Raw genomic sequence first — 16,517 nt, 5'->3', positions numbered from 1 at the left:
CATTATGAGTTAAATAGGGATAAGTTATGTCAATACAGTTTGAAATGTTAAAAGAACAATCATCAATAATTAAGGTTATTGGGGTTGGTGGTGGTGGCGGTAATGCCGTTAACCACATGTATAAACAAGGAATTAGTGGGGTAGATTTCATCGTGTGTAATACCGATGCTCAAGCTTTGGAGTTAAGTCCAATACCTAATAAAGTACAATTGGGTATGAGTTTGACAGAAGGTATGGGTGCTGGTGCAGATCCTGATGTAGGTGAAAATTCAGCTATCGAAAGTATTGACGATATCAAACGTATGTTAGGTACTAATACCAAAATGCTGTTTATTACTGCAGGAATGGGTGGTGGTACTGGTACTGGAGCTAGTCCCGTATTGGCAAAAGCAGCTAAGGAATTAGGTATTCTGACTGTTGCGATTATCACAACTCCCTTTACATTCGAAGGTAAACGTCGCCGTTCGCAAGCCGAAGAAGGTTTATCTGAATTGCGTAAATATGTAGATTCGTATTTAGTGATCTCTAACGATCGTTTGAGAGAAATTTTTGGGAATCTTACCATGACAGCAGCTTTTGCAAAAGCTGATGATATTTTAACAACTGCCGCAAAAGGTATCGCTGAGATCATTACTATCCCTGGTTATGTAAACGTCGATTTTAAAGATGTGCGCACAGTGATGAATGATAGTGGTGTTGCCATTATGGGTAATGCTGTTGCTGAAGGTGAAGACCGAGCTATTAAAGCAGTTGAAGGAGCTCTTGCTTCTCCGCTATTAAAAGATAATGAAATTGAAGGTGCCCGTTATATCTTACTGAATATTACTTCTGGTTTAAAGGAAGTAACTATGGATGAGGTTGCTATTATTACGGATTATATTCAAGAGAAAGCTGGTCTTTCTGCAGATTTAATCTGGGGTAATTGTATTGATGAAAACTTTGGCGAGGAACTATCTGTAACAATTATTGCGACAGGATTCCAGACTTCTGAGGAAAGAGATATTGAACGCGAAAATACGAAAGTTACGATGCCTTTAACGGCTGCAGAACAAGTAGCATCTTTTGTTAAACCGGTTAATCAATTTGTACAGAAGGAAGTGACGAGTACACCTCTTGTTAATCCTGTGCAAACAAATCCAGAAAACGTTTCAGCTCCTATCCCGACTAACGATTTGTTTTCTGCACCTAAAAATGCTGTTCAACAACAGGTGGCTGTTGAAGGGAATTCGATTATTCGTCATGAATTAAATTTTGAAGAAGTGGTCGAAGAAGAGGCTTCGTCAGCAAATAAGGGAAATGATTTCCAATTAAAAACTTCTCCTTCTGTATTTCAATTTCAGATGCCTACGGTATTTGATGATTATACTGCTGGATCTGTTTCTCCGCAAGAAGAGCAGTCAAATAATTTTTCTGCTTCTGTTAATAATAAAGCTGAGATAGAACAGGTGGAAGAGGAGCAAGTTTCTTTTGAAGATCAATTGGTACGTACAAAAGAACGTATTTTGCGATTGAAGGAGTTGAGTATGAAATTAAAATCTTCAAATGGCCTGCAGGAATTGGAAAATGAGCCAGCTTACAAAAGAAAGCAAATGTCATTAGATGATACGCCACATTCTTCACAATCTCAGGTTTCTAGATTTACACTGTCTTTTGAAGATGGAAATACAGAAATTAGACCCAATAATTCTTTTTTACATGACAATGTAGATTAGTTTAATTTTACATAAATAATATGAAAGCTATCTCGTGTGAGATAGCTTTTTTTTGTATCTTTAATTTTCACCATTTATATAGAAATACATTAATACTTATGAAATAGCGATGTTGTAAAAACTCTAAAAAAGAGCATGTACATGGGTATTTCATAGAACCGATAAAAACAAGTAGTATAGATATGAATCACAAATTGAATAATCCAATATGGGTGATGAGTTCAGCATTTGACAAGCTGGATTTACCTGAATTAATAGATAAAACAAAAGAAGTCGGAGCTTCAGGTATTGATTTATGTGTGTTTAGAAAAGATGGCACACGTCAGGATCATACGGCAACACATCTGAATTATGAAGGTTTTACAGCGGAGGATGCAAAACGCACAATAGAAGTTTTCAATCAGGCCGCTTTACATCTGTCTTTGGGGGCTTTTGAGAATATGATCGGTGGAGAAGAAGGTGAACGGGTTAAAAATCAGAATCATTTATTAAAACTTATTCGGATTGCTCATTTACTCGGAGGAGATGCCAATAATGTAAAAGTGGGGACTTTTGTTGGTTATAATCACGATCTTGGTAATCAGATAGATGGCTTTCAGAAGAATCTAGATGAGTACAAACGTGTTTTTGCACCAATTATTAAATATGCTGAAGATCTAGGGGTAACGGTATTGTATGAAAACTGTCCTATGGAAGGCTGGAGATCGTCGCGTTATAGCAGTACTTATAATAATTTGCCAGCAGTATTGGCAGCACGAAAATTGATGTATGAAATGATACCAAGTAAAGCACATGGTGAAATCTATGATCCATCACATGATGTCTGGCAAAATACAGATCCAGTATCTGTTATTAATGCTATGGATATTGAGCGGCTACACCGTATTCATATCAAGACTACACGCAATTTAAGTACACAAGCGCGCACGGACTGGGGCGGTATGTATCCAATGCAGCATGTTGATGCTGACCTTGCTAAGGCTGCTAATATTGCAATTCCAGCAAATGATTGGGATAGACATCATTACGAAGCCATGCTTCCTGGATTTGGAGGGTCAGATAGCATGGACTGGAGAGCATTTGTTGATACTTTGCAAAACCGCGCTTTTACCGGAGTTTTTGAAATAGAAAACGAAGCTAAAAATTCAAAAGATACAGGAGTTATGTCTGCTATTTTACAGGGCTTTAGTACCTGCGTTAATTTCTTTGCACCAATGTTATGGGAACTGGATGAAAAGAGCGGGTATTCATACAAAAATGAACGTGACTTACAGATCGTACACGGAAAAGATATTCCTGTTGTAACAATTGATCAGTTGTCTTAAAAAAAATAGAATTTACTCTGCAAACTAGTTTGCAGAGTGAATTCTAAATATTTCAATGAGCTCTGGAATATTAGAGACATTTAATTTTTCAAATATTCTGCTTTTGTAAGTACTTACAGTTGACGGGCTAAGATCTAAGCTCGTAGAGACTTCAATGATACCCAATCCCTGCATTAAGTACTTTGCAACATCTACTTCTCTGTTTGAAAGTCGGGAAAGCGGATTCATCGTGTTTATCTTAGCTTTGGTTTGAGTTAGCTTCTTAACATAAAGGTCTTTTACTTCATCCGACATGTATTTTCCTCTTTCTTTTATTGTTAATATTGCATTACTAAGCTCTGCCATAGCCGTGCTTTTATTGACAAATCCGGCAGCGCCAGCTTCAATATATCTTAAAGCATAAAGAGATTCATCATAAGAAGAGAATACCAGTATTTTGATGGACGGTTGTATTTCTAGAATTTCTTTTACTACTCTAATATTATTTCCTCCAGGCATATTGATATCGAGTAAAAGTAGATCAAAATCTTCTTTTTCTAACAATGTTAGAACCTCACTATAATCCTGAGCCTGTGTAATGATACAGGATGGCATAGTTTCTTTTATAATGACAGATGCTCCTAATCGAACAATACTATGGTCGTCGGCAATTAATATTTTTTTCATGAGCGATATTTAGGAAATATTATTTTGCGAATTGTGTTGTTTAAAAATAAACAAAAATACTGAATTCGAAATAATAAATGCGTGTAAATATAGTCAAAGATTAGTTCTTTTCTGTTTATTTTATTTCTCGCTACTTTGTGTTGTAAATTGGCTAACGATATTTTACCGTAAATATTAATATTTTTGTGTCAGTTTTATTGAAATAAGTTTATATTTAGGTAGAGAATTACAATAATTGCAATATTAAACATTTATTTTATGGGAATTTTGAAAGAGTTTAAAGAATTTGCTATGCGCGGTAGCGTAGTTGATTTAGCAGTCGGTGTTATTATCGGTGGTGCATTTGGAAAAATTGTAACGTCATTGGTAGATGATATCATCATGCCACCAATTGGTTATTTGACAGGAGGTGTTGATTTTTCAGAAATTAAATATGTACTTAAAGCTGCAGATGAGGTTGCAAAAAAGCCAGAAGTAGCGATTAATTTAGGAAACTTTATTAATGTCGTGATCCAATTTCTAATTGTTGCATTTTGTATTTTTATGGTGATTAAAGCCTTAAATTCGATGAAACGTAAGGAAGATAAAGCTCCTGAAGTGGCACCTGCTCCAACAAAAGAAGAAACACTTTTAACAGAAATCAGAGATTTACTTAAAAATAAGTAATCATATACTTTGGTAAGAAATTAGATGAAGAATAGGGTATTCTTCATCTGTTTTTTTGTGGAATATTTCGATATTTTGGAGAAGTTGCATTTATTGTTTGTTATTCTCTAAAATATATTTTACTTTTGCATTCCTCTTTAGGGAGTTTTATTAATAGAATCAAAACATAATTTAGCATATTAAGCGTCATGAAAAGAACATTTCAGCCATCGCAAAGAAAAAGAAGAAACAAGCACGGATTCAGAGATCGCATGAGTTCTGCAAATGGTAGAAGAATTTTAGCTTCTCGTAGAGCAAAAGGTAGAAAACGCCTTACAGTTTCTGACGAAGGTCGTCACAAAGGTTAATATTTTTGCGTAGCTGGTGGCCAGGAGGCTCGTGTAATGACATGGCCGACTTTTCAGTCATCGATTATGATTAAAAATACATTTAAGAAAGAAGAACGTTTATGTAGTGTCAAGTTGATTGATACGCTGTTTCATAAAGGTTCTTCTTTTGTTTGTTATCCCTACCGTGTTGTCTTCTACGCTCCAAGAGAAGACGATCATCTGATCATGGAAAATTCTTCATCACAGGTCATATTAGCGGTTTCTAAACGCCGGTTCAAACGTGCTGTTGATCGTAATCTGATGAAGCGCCGTATGAGAGAATGTTTTCGTTTACAAAAAAATGAAGGCTTAACACCATTTTTAGAAGAACATCAATTACCTTTGTTATTCACAATACAATACGTAGGTAAAGGTCTGTTAGCATATGATTTTCTGTATAGTCATATGGAAAAAGCTTTGGTAAAATTAAAGAATGAATGTTCTAAACTATATTTGGCAAAAGATTATCAAGCGGATATTTAGTCTGTTATTTTTAGCTATTATCCGGTTTTATCAGATTTTTATATCTCCTTTTTTGGGAGCTAATTGTCGTTATACACCAACCTGTTCACAGTATGGTTATCAAGCCATTCAAAAATATGGCCCCTTTAAAGGAGGATGGCTTGCTATAAAACGTATTTTAAGTTGTAATCCCTGGGGTGGCCATGGTCACGATCCTGTTCCTTAATATTTTTTATTTTTTGTATGCATACTTATATTTTACAAATCGAGACTTCTACTTCTATGTGTTCAGTCGCTTTGGTTGAATCGGGAATTGTTCGTCAGCACGAAAGTGTCAATGAACCTAATGTTCACGCCTCACAGCTAACTTTGCTTATACAGGCTTTGTTGGATCAGGAGAATATAGGTTTTGAAGATTTGTCAGCAATTGCGGTGAGTATGGGGCCAGGTTCTTACACCGGTTTAAGGATCGGGGTTTCTACCGCTAAGGGTTTTTGCTATGCCCTGGATATACCTTTGATCGCTGTCAATACGCTAGATGCTATTTATTCGGGTTTTCGTGCGAATGAAGGGAAATCACTATCGTACGATCTTTATATCCCGATGTTAGACGCGAGAAGGATGGAGGTGTACTGTGCTTCATTTGATGATACAGGAAGATCGGTAGTAACTACTCAAGCTTTGATTATCGATGCCACAAGTTTTGATCAATTTATAGTACAATACCCTCGTATTTGTTTATTTGGTCCGGGAGCGGATAAATTAAAAGATGTATTTAGTACTGGACAAGGTATAGATATTATTGAGGAAGTACAGACGAACGCGACTGATATGAGCAAAATTGCTTTCGATAAGTATCAAGCTAAAGATTTTGAAGATGTTGCTTACTTCGAACCCTATTATTTAAAAGATTTTGTTGCAACCACTGCAAAGAAAAGACCTGGTTTATAACCAGCCCTTTCTTTTGAACCAGTAATAGATTGCTAGCGATATTCCGAGCATAATAATAATTGCTACAGGATATCCATAGTACCATTCTAGTTCAGGCATGTTTTTGAAATTCATACCGTAAACGCCAGCGACAAAAGTAATCGGCATAAAAAACACGGAAAAAATGGTTAAAATACGCATGATTTCGTTCGTGTGATTGGAGGAAATATTAAAATAGATATTGAGGAGCTGACTTGTGTTCTCTGAAAGATTGTCGTACAGGGTATTGGCTCTCAAATATAGATCTTTTAAATCTCGGCTGTAGACATTGCGTTTTTGATTAGCATGAAAGTGCTCTACAATTTCTTTGTACAATATGATAACCTTCCTGACAACATCAATCTGTCTTTTGATAAAATAGACATGTTTGAGGACTAGCTTTTTTTGACGCGTCAGAAAAACGCTTTCTTCATATTCATCCAATTTAGTAGATATTTTAGGCAGTATTTTTTCAAAAGAGGCGAGCGCCGCAGTGCTCAGGTAATTAGCTAAATGTTTACTGTCTTTTAATTTTGGAGATCTAAAATCCAAAAGTTTCATTTTATGAATGAATTCTACATTTTTTTTATGAAGTGTAATGACGAAGTCTGCACCATAGAAAATAGTTAAACGGTCTGTTATTTCACCAATATTGTCGGAGTTATCCTTAAATGTTGCAGATACCATCCTTAGGATAATAAAAGTATAGTTGTCAAACTCTTCTATTTTTGGAAGATGTTCAGGTTCTAAAGAATCTTTAATAGATGCCTGATTGAGGTTATATTTTTCTTTCAAAATTTCGAGATCCGTTACACTTGGCTCGAATACATCGACCCATTCATAATTAGCTTGCTCTTTACTTACTATAGTGGATATCATAAATTAATCGGATTTTAGGTTAATATACCGAAGAGATTTTCAAAAAGCAAATTGTTGTTAAATAAGAAAGCCGCTCATGAGCGGCTTTCTTATTTAACTATTTTAGAAATGTTATTTCTTTTCTTTTTTATATTCTTCATTTAATTGTTTCACTACTTCATTCGTGATTTCCAATTTTGAATCAGCATATAATACAGTCGGATTTGATTTTGAATATGTCAGTACAAGAGTGTAACCATTATCACTTGCATGTTTCTTCAAGAATTCGGTAATTTTATTGTAGACATTGTTAAATTCAGCGGATTCGTCTTGTTGTATTGAAGAAGATGCATTTTGATCTAAACGGCTTAATTCGTCTTGTTTACGTGCTAATTTTTCTTCTGTTGCTTGTCTTTCTGCAGCACTTAAATTAGGTGCTTTTTGTTGGTATTCTGCAACTTCACGTTGAAAAGCTTGACTTTTTGCCTGAAGATCTGTTTGTGCTTTTTTAACTTTTGCTTCTAATTTACTTCTAATGTCCTTAAAGTACTCATATTTTTGAGATAAAGAATCTGAATTGATGTATACAATTTTCTCAACTTTTGTTGAAGAAGTGTTTGCTGAAGTAGAATCTTTGGAAGTTGTAGCACCAGTGCTTTTTCCCTCTTGGTTACAAGAAATAGCGGCTACTGATATGGCTACGCCTAAAGTTACCTTTGATAATGTTGAAAATATATTACTCATTGTTTATTTGATTACACGTTTTAATAAGAACAAACCTACTATAAAAAAATTACATTTAGGATTTTCGACTGCTAAAATATAAAATAAATATGGAATAATTGCGCATTAAATTGCTTGTTATCACTTCTCGTTAACTTGTTAAAGTGGTTAAAATTTCGTATTTTTGATTACAAGTATTTAATTAGTTTCAATGAGCGAAGAAAACAAAAATGCATCATCCTATTCAGCCGATAATATCCAAGTTTTAGAGGGATTAGAGGCTGTACGTAAACGTCCTTCCATGTATATTGGAGACACAGGGGTTAAAGGTTTGCACCATTTGGTATATGAGGTCGTCGATAACTCTATCGATGAAGCCGTTGCAGGTTATTGTACAGATATTTTTGTCACTATCCATAAAGACAATTCTATTTCCGTAAAGGATAACGGACGTGGTATTCCAACAGGTATCAATAAGAAGGAGAATAAATCGGCACTGGAAATTGTAATGACTGTATTACATGCTGGTGGTAAATTTGATAAGGATACGTATAAGGTATCAGGTGGTCTTCACGGCGTGGGGGTTTCCTGTGTAAATGCTTTATCTATTCATTTGTCCGCAGTTGTTCACCGTGATGGTAAAGTTTTTCAGCAAGAGTATGAAAAGGGAAAACCTTTATATACGGTGAAGGAGATTGGTGAGTCTGATGCTACGGGTACTATTGTTACGTTTACTCCCGATAGTGAAATTTTCACAACGACTACGACTTATAACTATGATACATTAGCGAGTCGTCTTCGTGAATTATCTTTCTTGAATAAAGGGATCACTTTATCTTTAACAGATGAGCGAGAAACTTTGGAAGACGGTACTTTACGTCAAGATGTGTTTTTATCTGAAGGTGGTCTACAAGAATTTGTCCAGTTTTTAGATAGTAACCGTCACCCGATCATACCACATCCGATTTATGTGGAGGGTATCAAACAAGGTATTCCTGTTGAATTGGCTTTACAGTATAACGAGACTTACACTGAAAATGTACATTCATACGTGAATAACATTAATACCATTGAAGGTGGTTCACATGTTGCCGGTTTTCGTCGTGGTTTGACCCGTACTTTAAAAGCATATGCCGATAGATCTGGTTTATTGAAAAATTTGAAGGTAGAAATTACTGGAGATGATTTTCGTGAAGGTCTAACAGCTGTTATTTCGGTGAAAGTCGCTGAACCTCAGTTTGAGGGACAGACAAAAACCAAATTGGGTAACTCTGAAGTAATGGGGGCTGTTGATGTTGCCGTAGGAGAGATTTTAAATATCTATTTAGAAGAGAATCCTCGGGAAGCAAAAGCAATTGTACAAAAGGTTGTAATCGCAGCTCAAGCTCGTGCCGCGGCTCGCAAAGCTCGTGATCTTGTACAAAGGAAAACTGTAATGGGTGGCTCAGGTTTACCTGGTAAGCTCGCAGATTGTCAAGATAATGATCCTACAAAATGTGAGATTTACTTTGTCGAGGGAGATTCGGCTGGTGGAACTGCGAAATCAGGTCGTGATCGTAAGTATCAAGCGATTATGCCACTTCGTGGTAAAATTCTAAACGTAGAAAAGGCAATGGAACATAAGATCTATGAAAATGAAGAGATCAAAAATATGTTTACTGCCCTAGGTGTTAGTTTAGGTACTCCAGATGATCCTAAAGCATTAAACTTAGAGAAATTACGTTACCATCGTATTATTATCATGACCGATGCGGACGTCGATGGTTCTCACATCACAACTTTGATTCTAACGTTCTACTTTAGATACATGAAAGAATTGATTGAGAAGGGATACATTTACATCGCGACTCCGCCATTATATTTGGTTAAAAAAGGTAAAGATCATCAATACGCTTGGACTGAAGATCAACGCTTAAATGCTATTCAGCAATTGAAAGGCGGAGGTAAAGAAGACAGCGTACATGTACAACGTTATAAAGGTCTTGGAGAAATGAACGCAGAACAACTATGGGATACAACAATGAATCCTGAGACGCGTACATTAAGACAAGTAAACATCGAAAATGCCGCTGAATGTGATCGCATATTCTCAATGTTAATGGGTGATGAGGTTGCACCTCGTCGTGAGTTTATTGAACGCAATTCACGTTACGCTAAAATCGATATTTAATTATTTTTAAATTTTAATCTCAGAAAGGTCTAACTACTTAGGTAGTTAGACCTTTTTTTTTGAAGCAGAGCAATCTATATTTTTTGTCTAATTAGGTTAATAACTGTAACTTATATATAGTCTTGGTATTTTCGTTGTATTTAAATTACGTTTTTTCGTCGATTTTAGGTTACCGAATAGATCTTTGCTAAAGCGTGCTCTATGATCCTTTGATAACCTTCTTCAACCCTATAATACGTATTGGTTTGCTGTAATTAAAGATTAATGATGCTGATTTATAAAAATTATGATTTACTGCGTCTATATTATTTAGGTGATTATTTTTGCTATTACCCTAAGTGAGAATGCGATAATGCTATTAAAAACCTCTCCTGGTTTTTAATTGTGGCAACCGTTATGGCATCTTTTAAAGAATTAATTGATGCATTCGTTACAATATTTCTTTAGGTAACATAATTATTACTTATTGTAATGGTCGTGTTCCGATATGTGAAAAAATATGAAATTAAACTTTTTATTATCTATATATCAAATTTATGATTCTTATTTTTTTAAGTAATAAGTCTTTGAGACTTAAACTTTACCTATTAATTTGGATCTTGTTAGGTAGCACTATTGCAACATATAGTCAAGAGTATAATGAATTGACTTTTGATCAGTTATTTGAACAACTATTGGAAGAATTAGAGGAGGATGTCGATGCGAGCGAAATTTCAGAGAGATGGTCATATTACTTGAAAAATCCGATTGATTTAAATAAAACAGACGGACGTGAATTACACGATTTATTATTTTTAAGTGTTATTCAGATCGAAAGCCTGTTGGCACACAGAAAAGAATCCGGTGATTTTATTTCTAAACAGGAGTTACAGAGTATAATCGGGTTTGATTTGCGTACAGTTCAGTATTTACTTCCTTTTGTTACTGTTTCAGGTGATATGCATTACAGAGATTTTACAGTTAAGAATTTCTTAAAATCGAAGCAAGAAGTTATGTTACGATATGGACGTTTATTGCACCGTGCCAAAGGATATTCGATTACTGATACTGCCAGGTCGCGCTACCTTGGGGATCCGAATCGATATACTGTACGTTATAGGCTCAATTATAATGATAAGATTCGGCTTGCCATTAATATGGATAAAGATGCAGGGGAGTTATTCTTCAGAGACAAGCAACAATATGGTTTTGATTTTTATGGCGCGAGTCTATCAATTAGAGATCTTGGGAAAGTAAAACATGTAGTCATTGGAGATTTTGCCTTACAAATTGGTCAGGGTTTGACGATGTGGAATGGATTGAGTTTCGGTAAAGGAAGCATGATCGAAAGTTCTGCTAGGCAGGGGATAGGTTTAAGACAGTACACATCTTTGAATGAAGCAAATTTTTTAAGAGGTGTAGCAGGTTCTTTGACTTTTGGTAAGTTTGAATTTACACCTTATATTTCTTATAGAAAGATTGATGGCAATATGGAAAAGGTCAATGATGATTGGGTGATATCTACTTTGTCCACTTCAGGTCTTCATCGTACCCCAACAGAACAGCGATATCGAAATGCGATCGGACAACTGGTTTATGGAGGTAACTTACTTTACAGCAAAAATAGGTTTAAGATAGGTGGAAATTTTGTTGCTACCCATTTAGAAGGGGTTAAACTTTTGGGCAAAGCTCTTGAAAATAAATATGATTTTGAGGGTAATTTACTTCGAAATGCTAGTCTTTATTATAATTACACTTATCGTAATTCTTATTTTTTTGGAGAGATTGCTACAAGTTTTGATGAAGGATATGCTTGGTTAACGGGAATTATGACTAGTATAACTCCAAAGTTTTCCACAGTTCTTTTATATCGTGATTATCAAAAGAATTATCATAGTTTCTTTGCCCAGTCAATGGGAGAAAATAGCAGTACTAAGAATGAAAAAGGACTTTATACAGGTCTTGTTTTTCATCCTTCTCGGAAAATTCAATGGACCGCTTATCTGGATGTTTTTAAGTTCCCATGGTTGCGATACCGCGTATTGGCACCTTCTTCAGGGTATGATATTATGTCCCAATTCTCTTATATCTGGTATAAGAAGGGCCAGATATCAGTGCGCTTCCGATACCGTGTGAAAGAAGAAAATACTTCTGCTTCAAAAAATGAAAAGGTTTTCTTGGCAACAGTTAATAAATACCAATTGAGATTTGAATACAAATATAAATTAAGTAATATCTGGAGCATTCGTAGTAGGCTCGAAGGTATTCAATATCTGAAAGAGTCCGAACAAAAAGAATATGGATGGATGGCCTATCAGGATCTGTTTTTTAACCCCAAAAGTAGTAAAATAGCAACAAATATGCGTTTAGCTTATTTTCATACTGATAGTTATAATACCCGGATTTATGCTTTTGAAAATGATGTCCTATATGCTTCTTCCTTTCCACTGTATTATCAAAAAGGTTGGCGAATCTATAATAATATACGTTACAGAATACATCGAAATATTGATTTGTGGACTAAAATATCAGCTTTCTATTATCCTGAACTTGAAAAAATAGGTTCGGGTTTAGATGAAATTCAGGGAAATATCAAATCAGAAGTTAAAGTACAGCTAAGACTCCAATTTTAATGAAGACGAATTTTGAAGAACAGTTGAAAAAGCTTCCATTTCTTAAAATTGTCTTATTTTATGGTATTGGAATTGGAATTGCCAATTTTTTTGAGCCTAGCAAAAGCATGTTTAATTTGATACAAATACTGCTTGTTTTTAGTTTTTTATCGCATCTCGTATTTTTCTTTTATATTCCCCGTTTAGGAATTTTATCTATTGTAAATAGCTACATAATTTTGATTTTTTTCGGAATTTGGAATATCTGGAGAACGCATGTTCAGGTGGATATTAACCATTTTCTCATTGGTTCGAGTGATCAGTATATTGCAATGGTGGATGAAGAACCGTTTTTTTACAATAATTCAGTCCGATTTTCTGTTACCCTATTAGCAAAACGTATCGATTCAACATTTCAAAAGGCGACAGGTCGGCTCATGGTGACGTTGCCTTTTGATCAAAAAGATTCTCCTATACAATATGGTGATGAGATGGTTTTAAAAAATAAGGTGAAACCCATCCCAAAGCCACTTAATCCATTGGAGTTCAATTATAGAGATTATTTAAAAAATCAGGGTATCGATGGCCAGATTTATTTGAAGTCAAAAGAGTATAAAATCATTCGTCATCATCAAGGTTTTGGGATTAAAGCCCAAGCTTTAGAATTAAGGAAGGAGCTCGTCAGTAAATTTAGAAAATATCTGAAAGATGAGGATTCTTTTCAAATTGCAGTGGCATTGATTGTTGGTTATAGAGCAGTGATGTCACAAGATATCGTGCAGACTTTTAGTAATACAGGTACTATTCATGTGCTGAGTGTTTCAGGTATGCATGTAGGAATAGTCTTTATTGTTTTGATGTGGTTGCTAGCTAGGGTAAGTGGTAATCATACTCTAAATCTTTTAAGAATTGTTATGTTGCTTTGTGCGATCTGGAGTTATACCATCTTAACGGGAATGGCACCTTCCATATTACGCGCAGCGATTATGTTGAGTTTTTTTCTTATTGCTAGATCAATGCAGCGGGAAGGCAATATGCTCAATACAATGGCATCTTCTGCATTCCTACTTTTATTATTGCAGCCTAATATATTATTTGATATCGGGTTTCAGTTATCTTACTTTGCTGTTTTAGGAATTGTTTTATTTTTTCCACTGTTTAAACGTCTATCTATTTTTGAAAGTAATCGCTTCAGTCGTATCATATGGGATAGTGTCGCTATTTCGTTGAGTGCTCAAATTATGACAGCACCGTTTTCATTGTTTTATTTTGGACAGTTCCCAAATTATTTTTTAATTGCGAACTTACTTGTTATTTTACCTGTTACGCTCATTATGTATATCGGGATGGCGATGATGTTCATTCCTGTTGATATTATCAATGTTTGGTTAGGGTATGCTATGGATTGGCTTATTAAGAAAATGTTTTTCACATTGGAGTTTTTGGATCAATTACCTTTTGCAACATGGACTGGAATTGTCCTTTCTCCAGCTTTAGTTTTGATCAGTTTAGTTTTCTTGTTCAGTTGCAGCTATGCATTTTATTGGAAAAATAAGGTTGCTTTATACATGAGTGTATGTTTTCTATTGATTGGCCTTAGCACGTTCAGCTATTTACAGTATTTGCAGTTTAATTATACAGGATTTCGTATTTACAGTACCAGAAAAGAGATTGCACTTGCCTTTATACAAAAGAATAACATCACCATGGTTAGTTCTTTTGATTCTTTAGATGCCAGAAATTTGGTTTATAGTGTAAAAAGGGATTTGTCCCGTTTCTCTAATTGGGAAGATATCGATTTTCTTCCATTGATATCATATGATTCTGTAAGGACAAATTACCTTATTCAGAAACCCAATTTAACAATACAAATTATGGAGCATTCTTTACTAAGTCATCGCCCTACAGATATTTTACTTGTCAGAAAAAATAGCAAATGGAATTTTATCGAAAATGTAAGAATTATAAAACCTAAGCTTGTGCTGTTTGATGGAACGAATAGTGACTTCAATATTCAGATGTGGAGACAGCAACTTGATGATATGGGGGTGGCGCATTATACCATAAAAAATAATTTTGCGTATGTTTGGGACAAGGAGTTATTATGAGTGTAGATAGCATCAGCATATTAAAACAGTATTGGGGACATGATGAGTTTCGACCTCTTCAGGAGGAAATCATCCAATCTGTACTGGATAAGAAAGATACCCTAGCTTTATTGCCTACAGGTGGTGGTAAATCAATCTGTTTCCAGGTTCCGGCAATGATACTTCCGGGTATCTGTATTGTCGTGACTCCTTTAATCGCTTTGATGAAAGATCAGGTAAAACATCTCAAAGATATTGGTATCGAAGCTGTTGCTATTTATTCGGGTCTTAAATCACGAGAAGTCGATATTATTTTGGACAACTGTATTTTTGGCCATATAAAATTTCTTTATTTATCCCCTGAACGTTTGTATAGTGAATTGGTACAGGAACGTATCAAACATATGACTGTCAATCTTTATGCAATCGATGAGGCCCATTGTATTTCACAATGGGGGTATGATTTTCGACCTTCTTACCTACAATTGTCTAAACTGAGGGAGATACATCCAGATATTCCTTTTCTTGCTTTAACTGCAACAGCTACCACATCTGTAATTGCAGATATTCAGGATAAATTGGCCTTTAAAAAGAAGAACGTATTTGTTAAAAGTTTCTTGCGTGATAATCTCGGATATATGGCGCTGGAAGAAGAAAATAAATCGGGACGGATGCTTCGTGTCATTCAAAAGCTGGGTGGCTCAGGCGTCGTCTATGTACGAAATAGAAGAGAGACTCAAGAGATTGCACGTTTCTTAGTAAACAATGGGATCTCCGCGGATTTTTATCATGCTGGTTTGATAGGAAAAGACCGTGATGATAAGCAAGAAGCTTGGATGCAAAATAGAACACGCGTTATTGTTGCAACCAATGCCTTTGGGATGGGAATTGACAAATCGGATGTCCGGTTTGTGATTCACTTGGATATCCCTGAATCTTTAGAAGCTTATTATCAAGAAGCAGGAAGAGCAGGCAGGGATGGCAAAAAGGCTTATCCTGTTATGTTATATCAGCAGGAAGATAAGAATCGTCTTTTAAAAAATTTAGAACTGAGTTTTCCAACCGTCGCTTTCATTCAACAAGTCTATCATTACTTATGTAATCACTTTCAAATTCCTTATGGTGCAGGGGAGGGAGTTGTATTTGATTTTGATGTAGTCTCCTTTATAAAAAAATATAAACTTGAAACAATTCCTACTTTAAGTGCCCTCAAGTTTTTAGAAAAGGATGGCTGGTTGACGCTTTCTGAAGCTGTCTTTATTCCTTCTCGATTTAAATTTGAAGTGAACCATCAAGAGCTCTACAAAATTCAAGTTCAATATGAGCGTTATGATAAACTTATAAAGGCTATATTAAGATCGTATGGAGGAGTATTTGATGATTATATTTCCATAAATGAATATGAGTTTGCAAAAAAGTTAGGTGTTTCTTATGAGCAAATTGTAAGTTTGATTAACGCCTTGGTTAAAATGGAAATTGCGAGTTATATTCCTCCAACAGATAGTCCACAGCTATCTTTTCTGCAGGACCGTGTTGATTATAAAAATCTTTATGTAGACCATGTTTTCATTAGAGAAAGACAACGTGTAAAGACTGTTCAGATCGAGGCGATGCTCAATTATATTGAGCATTCACAATGTCGTAGCCAGTCACTACTCCATTATTTTGGTGAACAGAATACACTATTTTGTCAGGTCTGTGATCTATGCCTAATTCGTAATCATCGTGTGAAATTGCATCATAATATAAAATTAGAGATAGAACGCATTTTACTGAACGAAGCTCAAACGATACATGATCTGATTGGAAGGCTCTCTCTTGGTGATGATGAAATAAAATTGGAAGTAGTGCGAAATTTAATAGATCATCATAAGATTAAGGTCGTAGATGATCGGTATATCTGGAATACCAATATCTAGT

Annotated in this window: 14 protein-coding genes; 11 read left to right on the top strand and 3 right to left on the bottom strand. The window is 35.1% G+C overall.

Annotated features, from left to right (window positions below; genetic code table 11):
- Positions 1 to 26: 26 nt before the first annotated feature.
- Both ftsZ and ACFS6I_RS24050 read left to right on the top strand, forming a co-directional pair.
- The gene (ftsZ, locus tag ACFS6I_RS24055; protein WP_380924362.1) at positions 27 to 1,712 is read left to right on the top strand and encodes a cell division protein FtsZ; all 1,686 of its coding nucleotides are present in this window, start codon (positions 27 to 29) and stop codon (positions 1,710 to 1,712) included.
- Positions 1,713 to 1,894: 182 nt separating this feature from the next.
- Positions 1,895 to 3,037, top strand: a complete 1,143-nt coding sequence (locus ACFS6I_RS24050) for a sugar phosphate isomerase/epimerase family protein (RefSeq protein WP_380924360.1) — start codon at positions 1,895 to 1,897, stop codon at positions 3,035 to 3,037.
- A 24-nt stretch (positions 3,038 to 3,061) separates the two neighbouring features.
- Here the strand turns inward: ACFS6I_RS24050 and ACFS6I_RS24045 are convergent, their stop codons facing one another.
- Positions 3,062 to 3,703: a response regulator transcription factor gene (locus ACFS6I_RS24045; RefSeq protein WP_132772144.1), complete on the bottom strand. Its 642-nt coding sequence runs from the start codon at positions 3,701 to 3,703 to the stop codon at positions 3,062 to 3,064.
- 258 nt (positions 3,704 to 3,961) lie between these two features.
- Here ACFS6I_RS24045 and mscL point away from each other — a divergent pair, with 258 nt between their 5' ends.
- From mscL to tsaB, 5 genes are all read left to right on the top strand, one after another.
- On the top strand, positions 3,962 to 4,369 hold the full coding sequence (gene mscL, locus ACFS6I_RS24040) for a large-conductance mechanosensitive channel protein MscL (RefSeq protein WP_021190117.1): 408 nt from the start codon (positions 3,962 to 3,964) through the stop codon (positions 4,367 to 4,369).
- A gap of 188 nt (positions 4,370 to 4,557) precedes the next feature.
- Entirely contained in the window at positions 4,558 to 4,716 is a 159-nt protein-coding gene (gene rpmH, locus ACFS6I_RS24035) for a 50S ribosomal protein L34 (protein ID WP_045753170.1), read from the top strand.
- A gap of 66 nt (positions 4,717 to 4,782) precedes the next feature.
- Positions 4,783 to 5,220 (top strand): ribonuclease P protein component, encoded by a 438-nt coding sequence (locus ACFS6I_RS24030; protein WP_031288357.1) that lies wholly within the window; start codon positions 4,783 to 4,785, stop codon positions 5,218 to 5,220.
- Complete coding sequence (gene yidD / locus ACFS6I_RS24025; protein ID WP_132772145.1) at positions 5,171 to 5,425, top strand: membrane protein insertion efficiency factor YidD; 255 nt, start codon at positions 5,171 to 5,173, stop codon at positions 5,423 to 5,425. Before ACFS6I_RS24030 ends, yidD begins: the two co-directional genes overlap by 50 nt.
- A gap of 17 nt (positions 5,426 to 5,442) precedes the next feature.
- Positions 5,443 to 6,150: a tRNA (adenosine(37)-N6)-threonylcarbamoyltransferase complex dimerization subunit type 1 TsaB gene (tsaB, locus tag ACFS6I_RS24020; RefSeq protein ID WP_380924356.1), complete on the top strand. Its 708-nt coding sequence runs from the start codon at positions 5,443 to 5,445 to the stop codon at positions 6,148 to 6,150.
- Here tsaB and ACFS6I_RS24015 read toward each other — a convergent pair.
- The gene (locus tag ACFS6I_RS24015) at positions 6,145 to 7,047 is read right to left on the bottom strand and encodes a magnesium transporter CorA family protein (protein WP_380924354.1); all 903 of its coding nucleotides are present in this window, start codon (positions 7,045 to 7,047) and stop codon (positions 6,145 to 6,147) included. The genes tsaB and ACFS6I_RS24015 overlap by 6 nt on opposite strands.
- Before the next feature lie 111 nt (positions 7,048 to 7,158).
- On the bottom strand, positions 7,159 to 7,770 hold the full coding sequence (locus ACFS6I_RS24010) for an OmpH family outer membrane protein (protein WP_380924352.1): 612 nt from the start codon (positions 7,768 to 7,770) through the stop codon (positions 7,159 to 7,161).
- Positions 7,771 to 7,960: 190 nt separating this feature from the next.
- Here ACFS6I_RS24010 and gyrB point away from each other — a divergent pair, with 190 nt between their 5' ends.
- The 4 genes from gyrB to ACFS6I_RS23990 all read left to right on the top strand — a co-directional run bounded on the left by gyrB (position 7,961) and on the right by ACFS6I_RS23990 (position 16,516).
- A complete protein-coding gene (gene gyrB, locus ACFS6I_RS24005) occupies positions 7,961 to 9,919 on the top strand; it encodes a DNA topoisomerase (ATP-hydrolyzing) subunit B (RefSeq protein ID WP_183915796.1) in 1,959 nt (652 codons plus the stop codon).
- Between the two features lie 566 nt (positions 9,920 to 10,485).
- Positions 10,486 to 12,531 (top strand): hypothetical protein, encoded by a 2,046-nt coding sequence (locus tag ACFS6I_RS24000; RefSeq protein ID WP_380924350.1) that lies wholly within the window; start codon positions 10,486 to 10,488, stop codon positions 12,529 to 12,531.
- Positions 12,531 to 14,618, top strand: coding sequence for a ComEC/Rec2 family competence protein (locus ACFS6I_RS23995; protein ID WP_380924348.1), 2,088 nt, complete (start codon positions 12,531 to 12,533; stop codon positions 14,616 to 14,618). The genes ACFS6I_RS24000 and ACFS6I_RS23995 overlap by 1 nt, the downstream gene beginning before the upstream one ends.
- On the top strand, positions 14,615 to 16,516 hold the full coding sequence (locus ACFS6I_RS23990) for a RecQ family ATP-dependent DNA helicase (protein WP_380924346.1): 1,902 nt from the start codon (positions 14,615 to 14,617) through the stop codon (positions 16,514 to 16,516). The genes ACFS6I_RS23995 and ACFS6I_RS23990 overlap by 4 nt, the downstream gene beginning before the upstream one ends.
- Position 16,517: the final 1 nt, after the last annotated feature.

It is taken from the genome of Sphingobacterium anhuiense, from assembly GCF_042686355.1.
Lineage (GTDB): Bacteria > Bacteroidota > Bacteroidia > Sphingobacteriales > Sphingobacteriaceae > Sphingobacterium > Sphingobacterium anhuiense.
This window is presented reverse-complemented; position numbering and strand designations above follow the sequence as displayed.

Coding starts and splice junctions, on each gene's coding strand:
- yidD (WP_132772145.1), top strand. CDS start 5,171: ATGAATGTTCTAAACTATATTTGGCAAAAGATTATCAAGCGGATATTT.
- ftsZ (WP_380924362.1), top strand. CDS start 27: ATGTCAATACAGTTTGAAATGTTAAAAGAACAATCATCAATAATTAAG.
- ACFS6I_RS23995 (WP_380924348.1), top strand. CDS start 12,531: ATGAAGACGAATTTTGAAGAACAGTTGAAAAAGCTTCCATTTCTTAAA.
- ACFS6I_RS24045 (WP_132772144.1), bottom strand. CDS start 3,703: ATGAAAAAAATATTAATTGCCGACGACCATAGTATTGTTCGATTAGGA.
- ACFS6I_RS24015 (WP_380924354.1), bottom strand. CDS start 7,047: ATGATATCCACTATAGTAAGTAAAGAGCAAGCTAATTATGAATGGGTC.
- rpmH (WP_045753170.1), top strand. CDS start 4,558: ATGAAAAGAACATTTCAGCCATCGCAAAGAAAAAGAAGAAACAAGCAC.
- ACFS6I_RS23990 (WP_380924346.1), top strand. CDS start 14,615: ATGAGTGTAGATAGCATCAGCATATTAAAACAGTATTGGGGACATGAT.
- ACFS6I_RS24030 (WP_031288357.1), top strand. CDS start 4,783: ATGATTAAAAATACATTTAAGAAAGAAGAACGTTTATGTAGTGTCAAG.
- mscL (WP_021190117.1), top strand. CDS start 3,962: ATGGGAATTTTGAAAGAGTTTAAAGAATTTGCTATGCGCGGTAGCGTA.
- ACFS6I_RS24050 (WP_380924360.1), top strand. CDS start 1,895: ATGAATCACAAATTGAATAATCCAATATGGGTGATGAGTTCAGCATTT.
- tsaB (WP_380924356.1), top strand. CDS start 5,443: ATGCATACTTATATTTTACAAATCGAGACTTCTACTTCTATGTGTTCA.
- ACFS6I_RS24010 (WP_380924352.1), bottom strand. CDS start 7,770: ATGAGTAATATATTTTCAACATTATCAAAGGTAACTTTAGGCGTAGCC.
- gyrB (WP_183915796.1), top strand. CDS start 7,961: ATGAGCGAAGAAAACAAAAATGCATCATCCTATTCAGCCGATAATATC.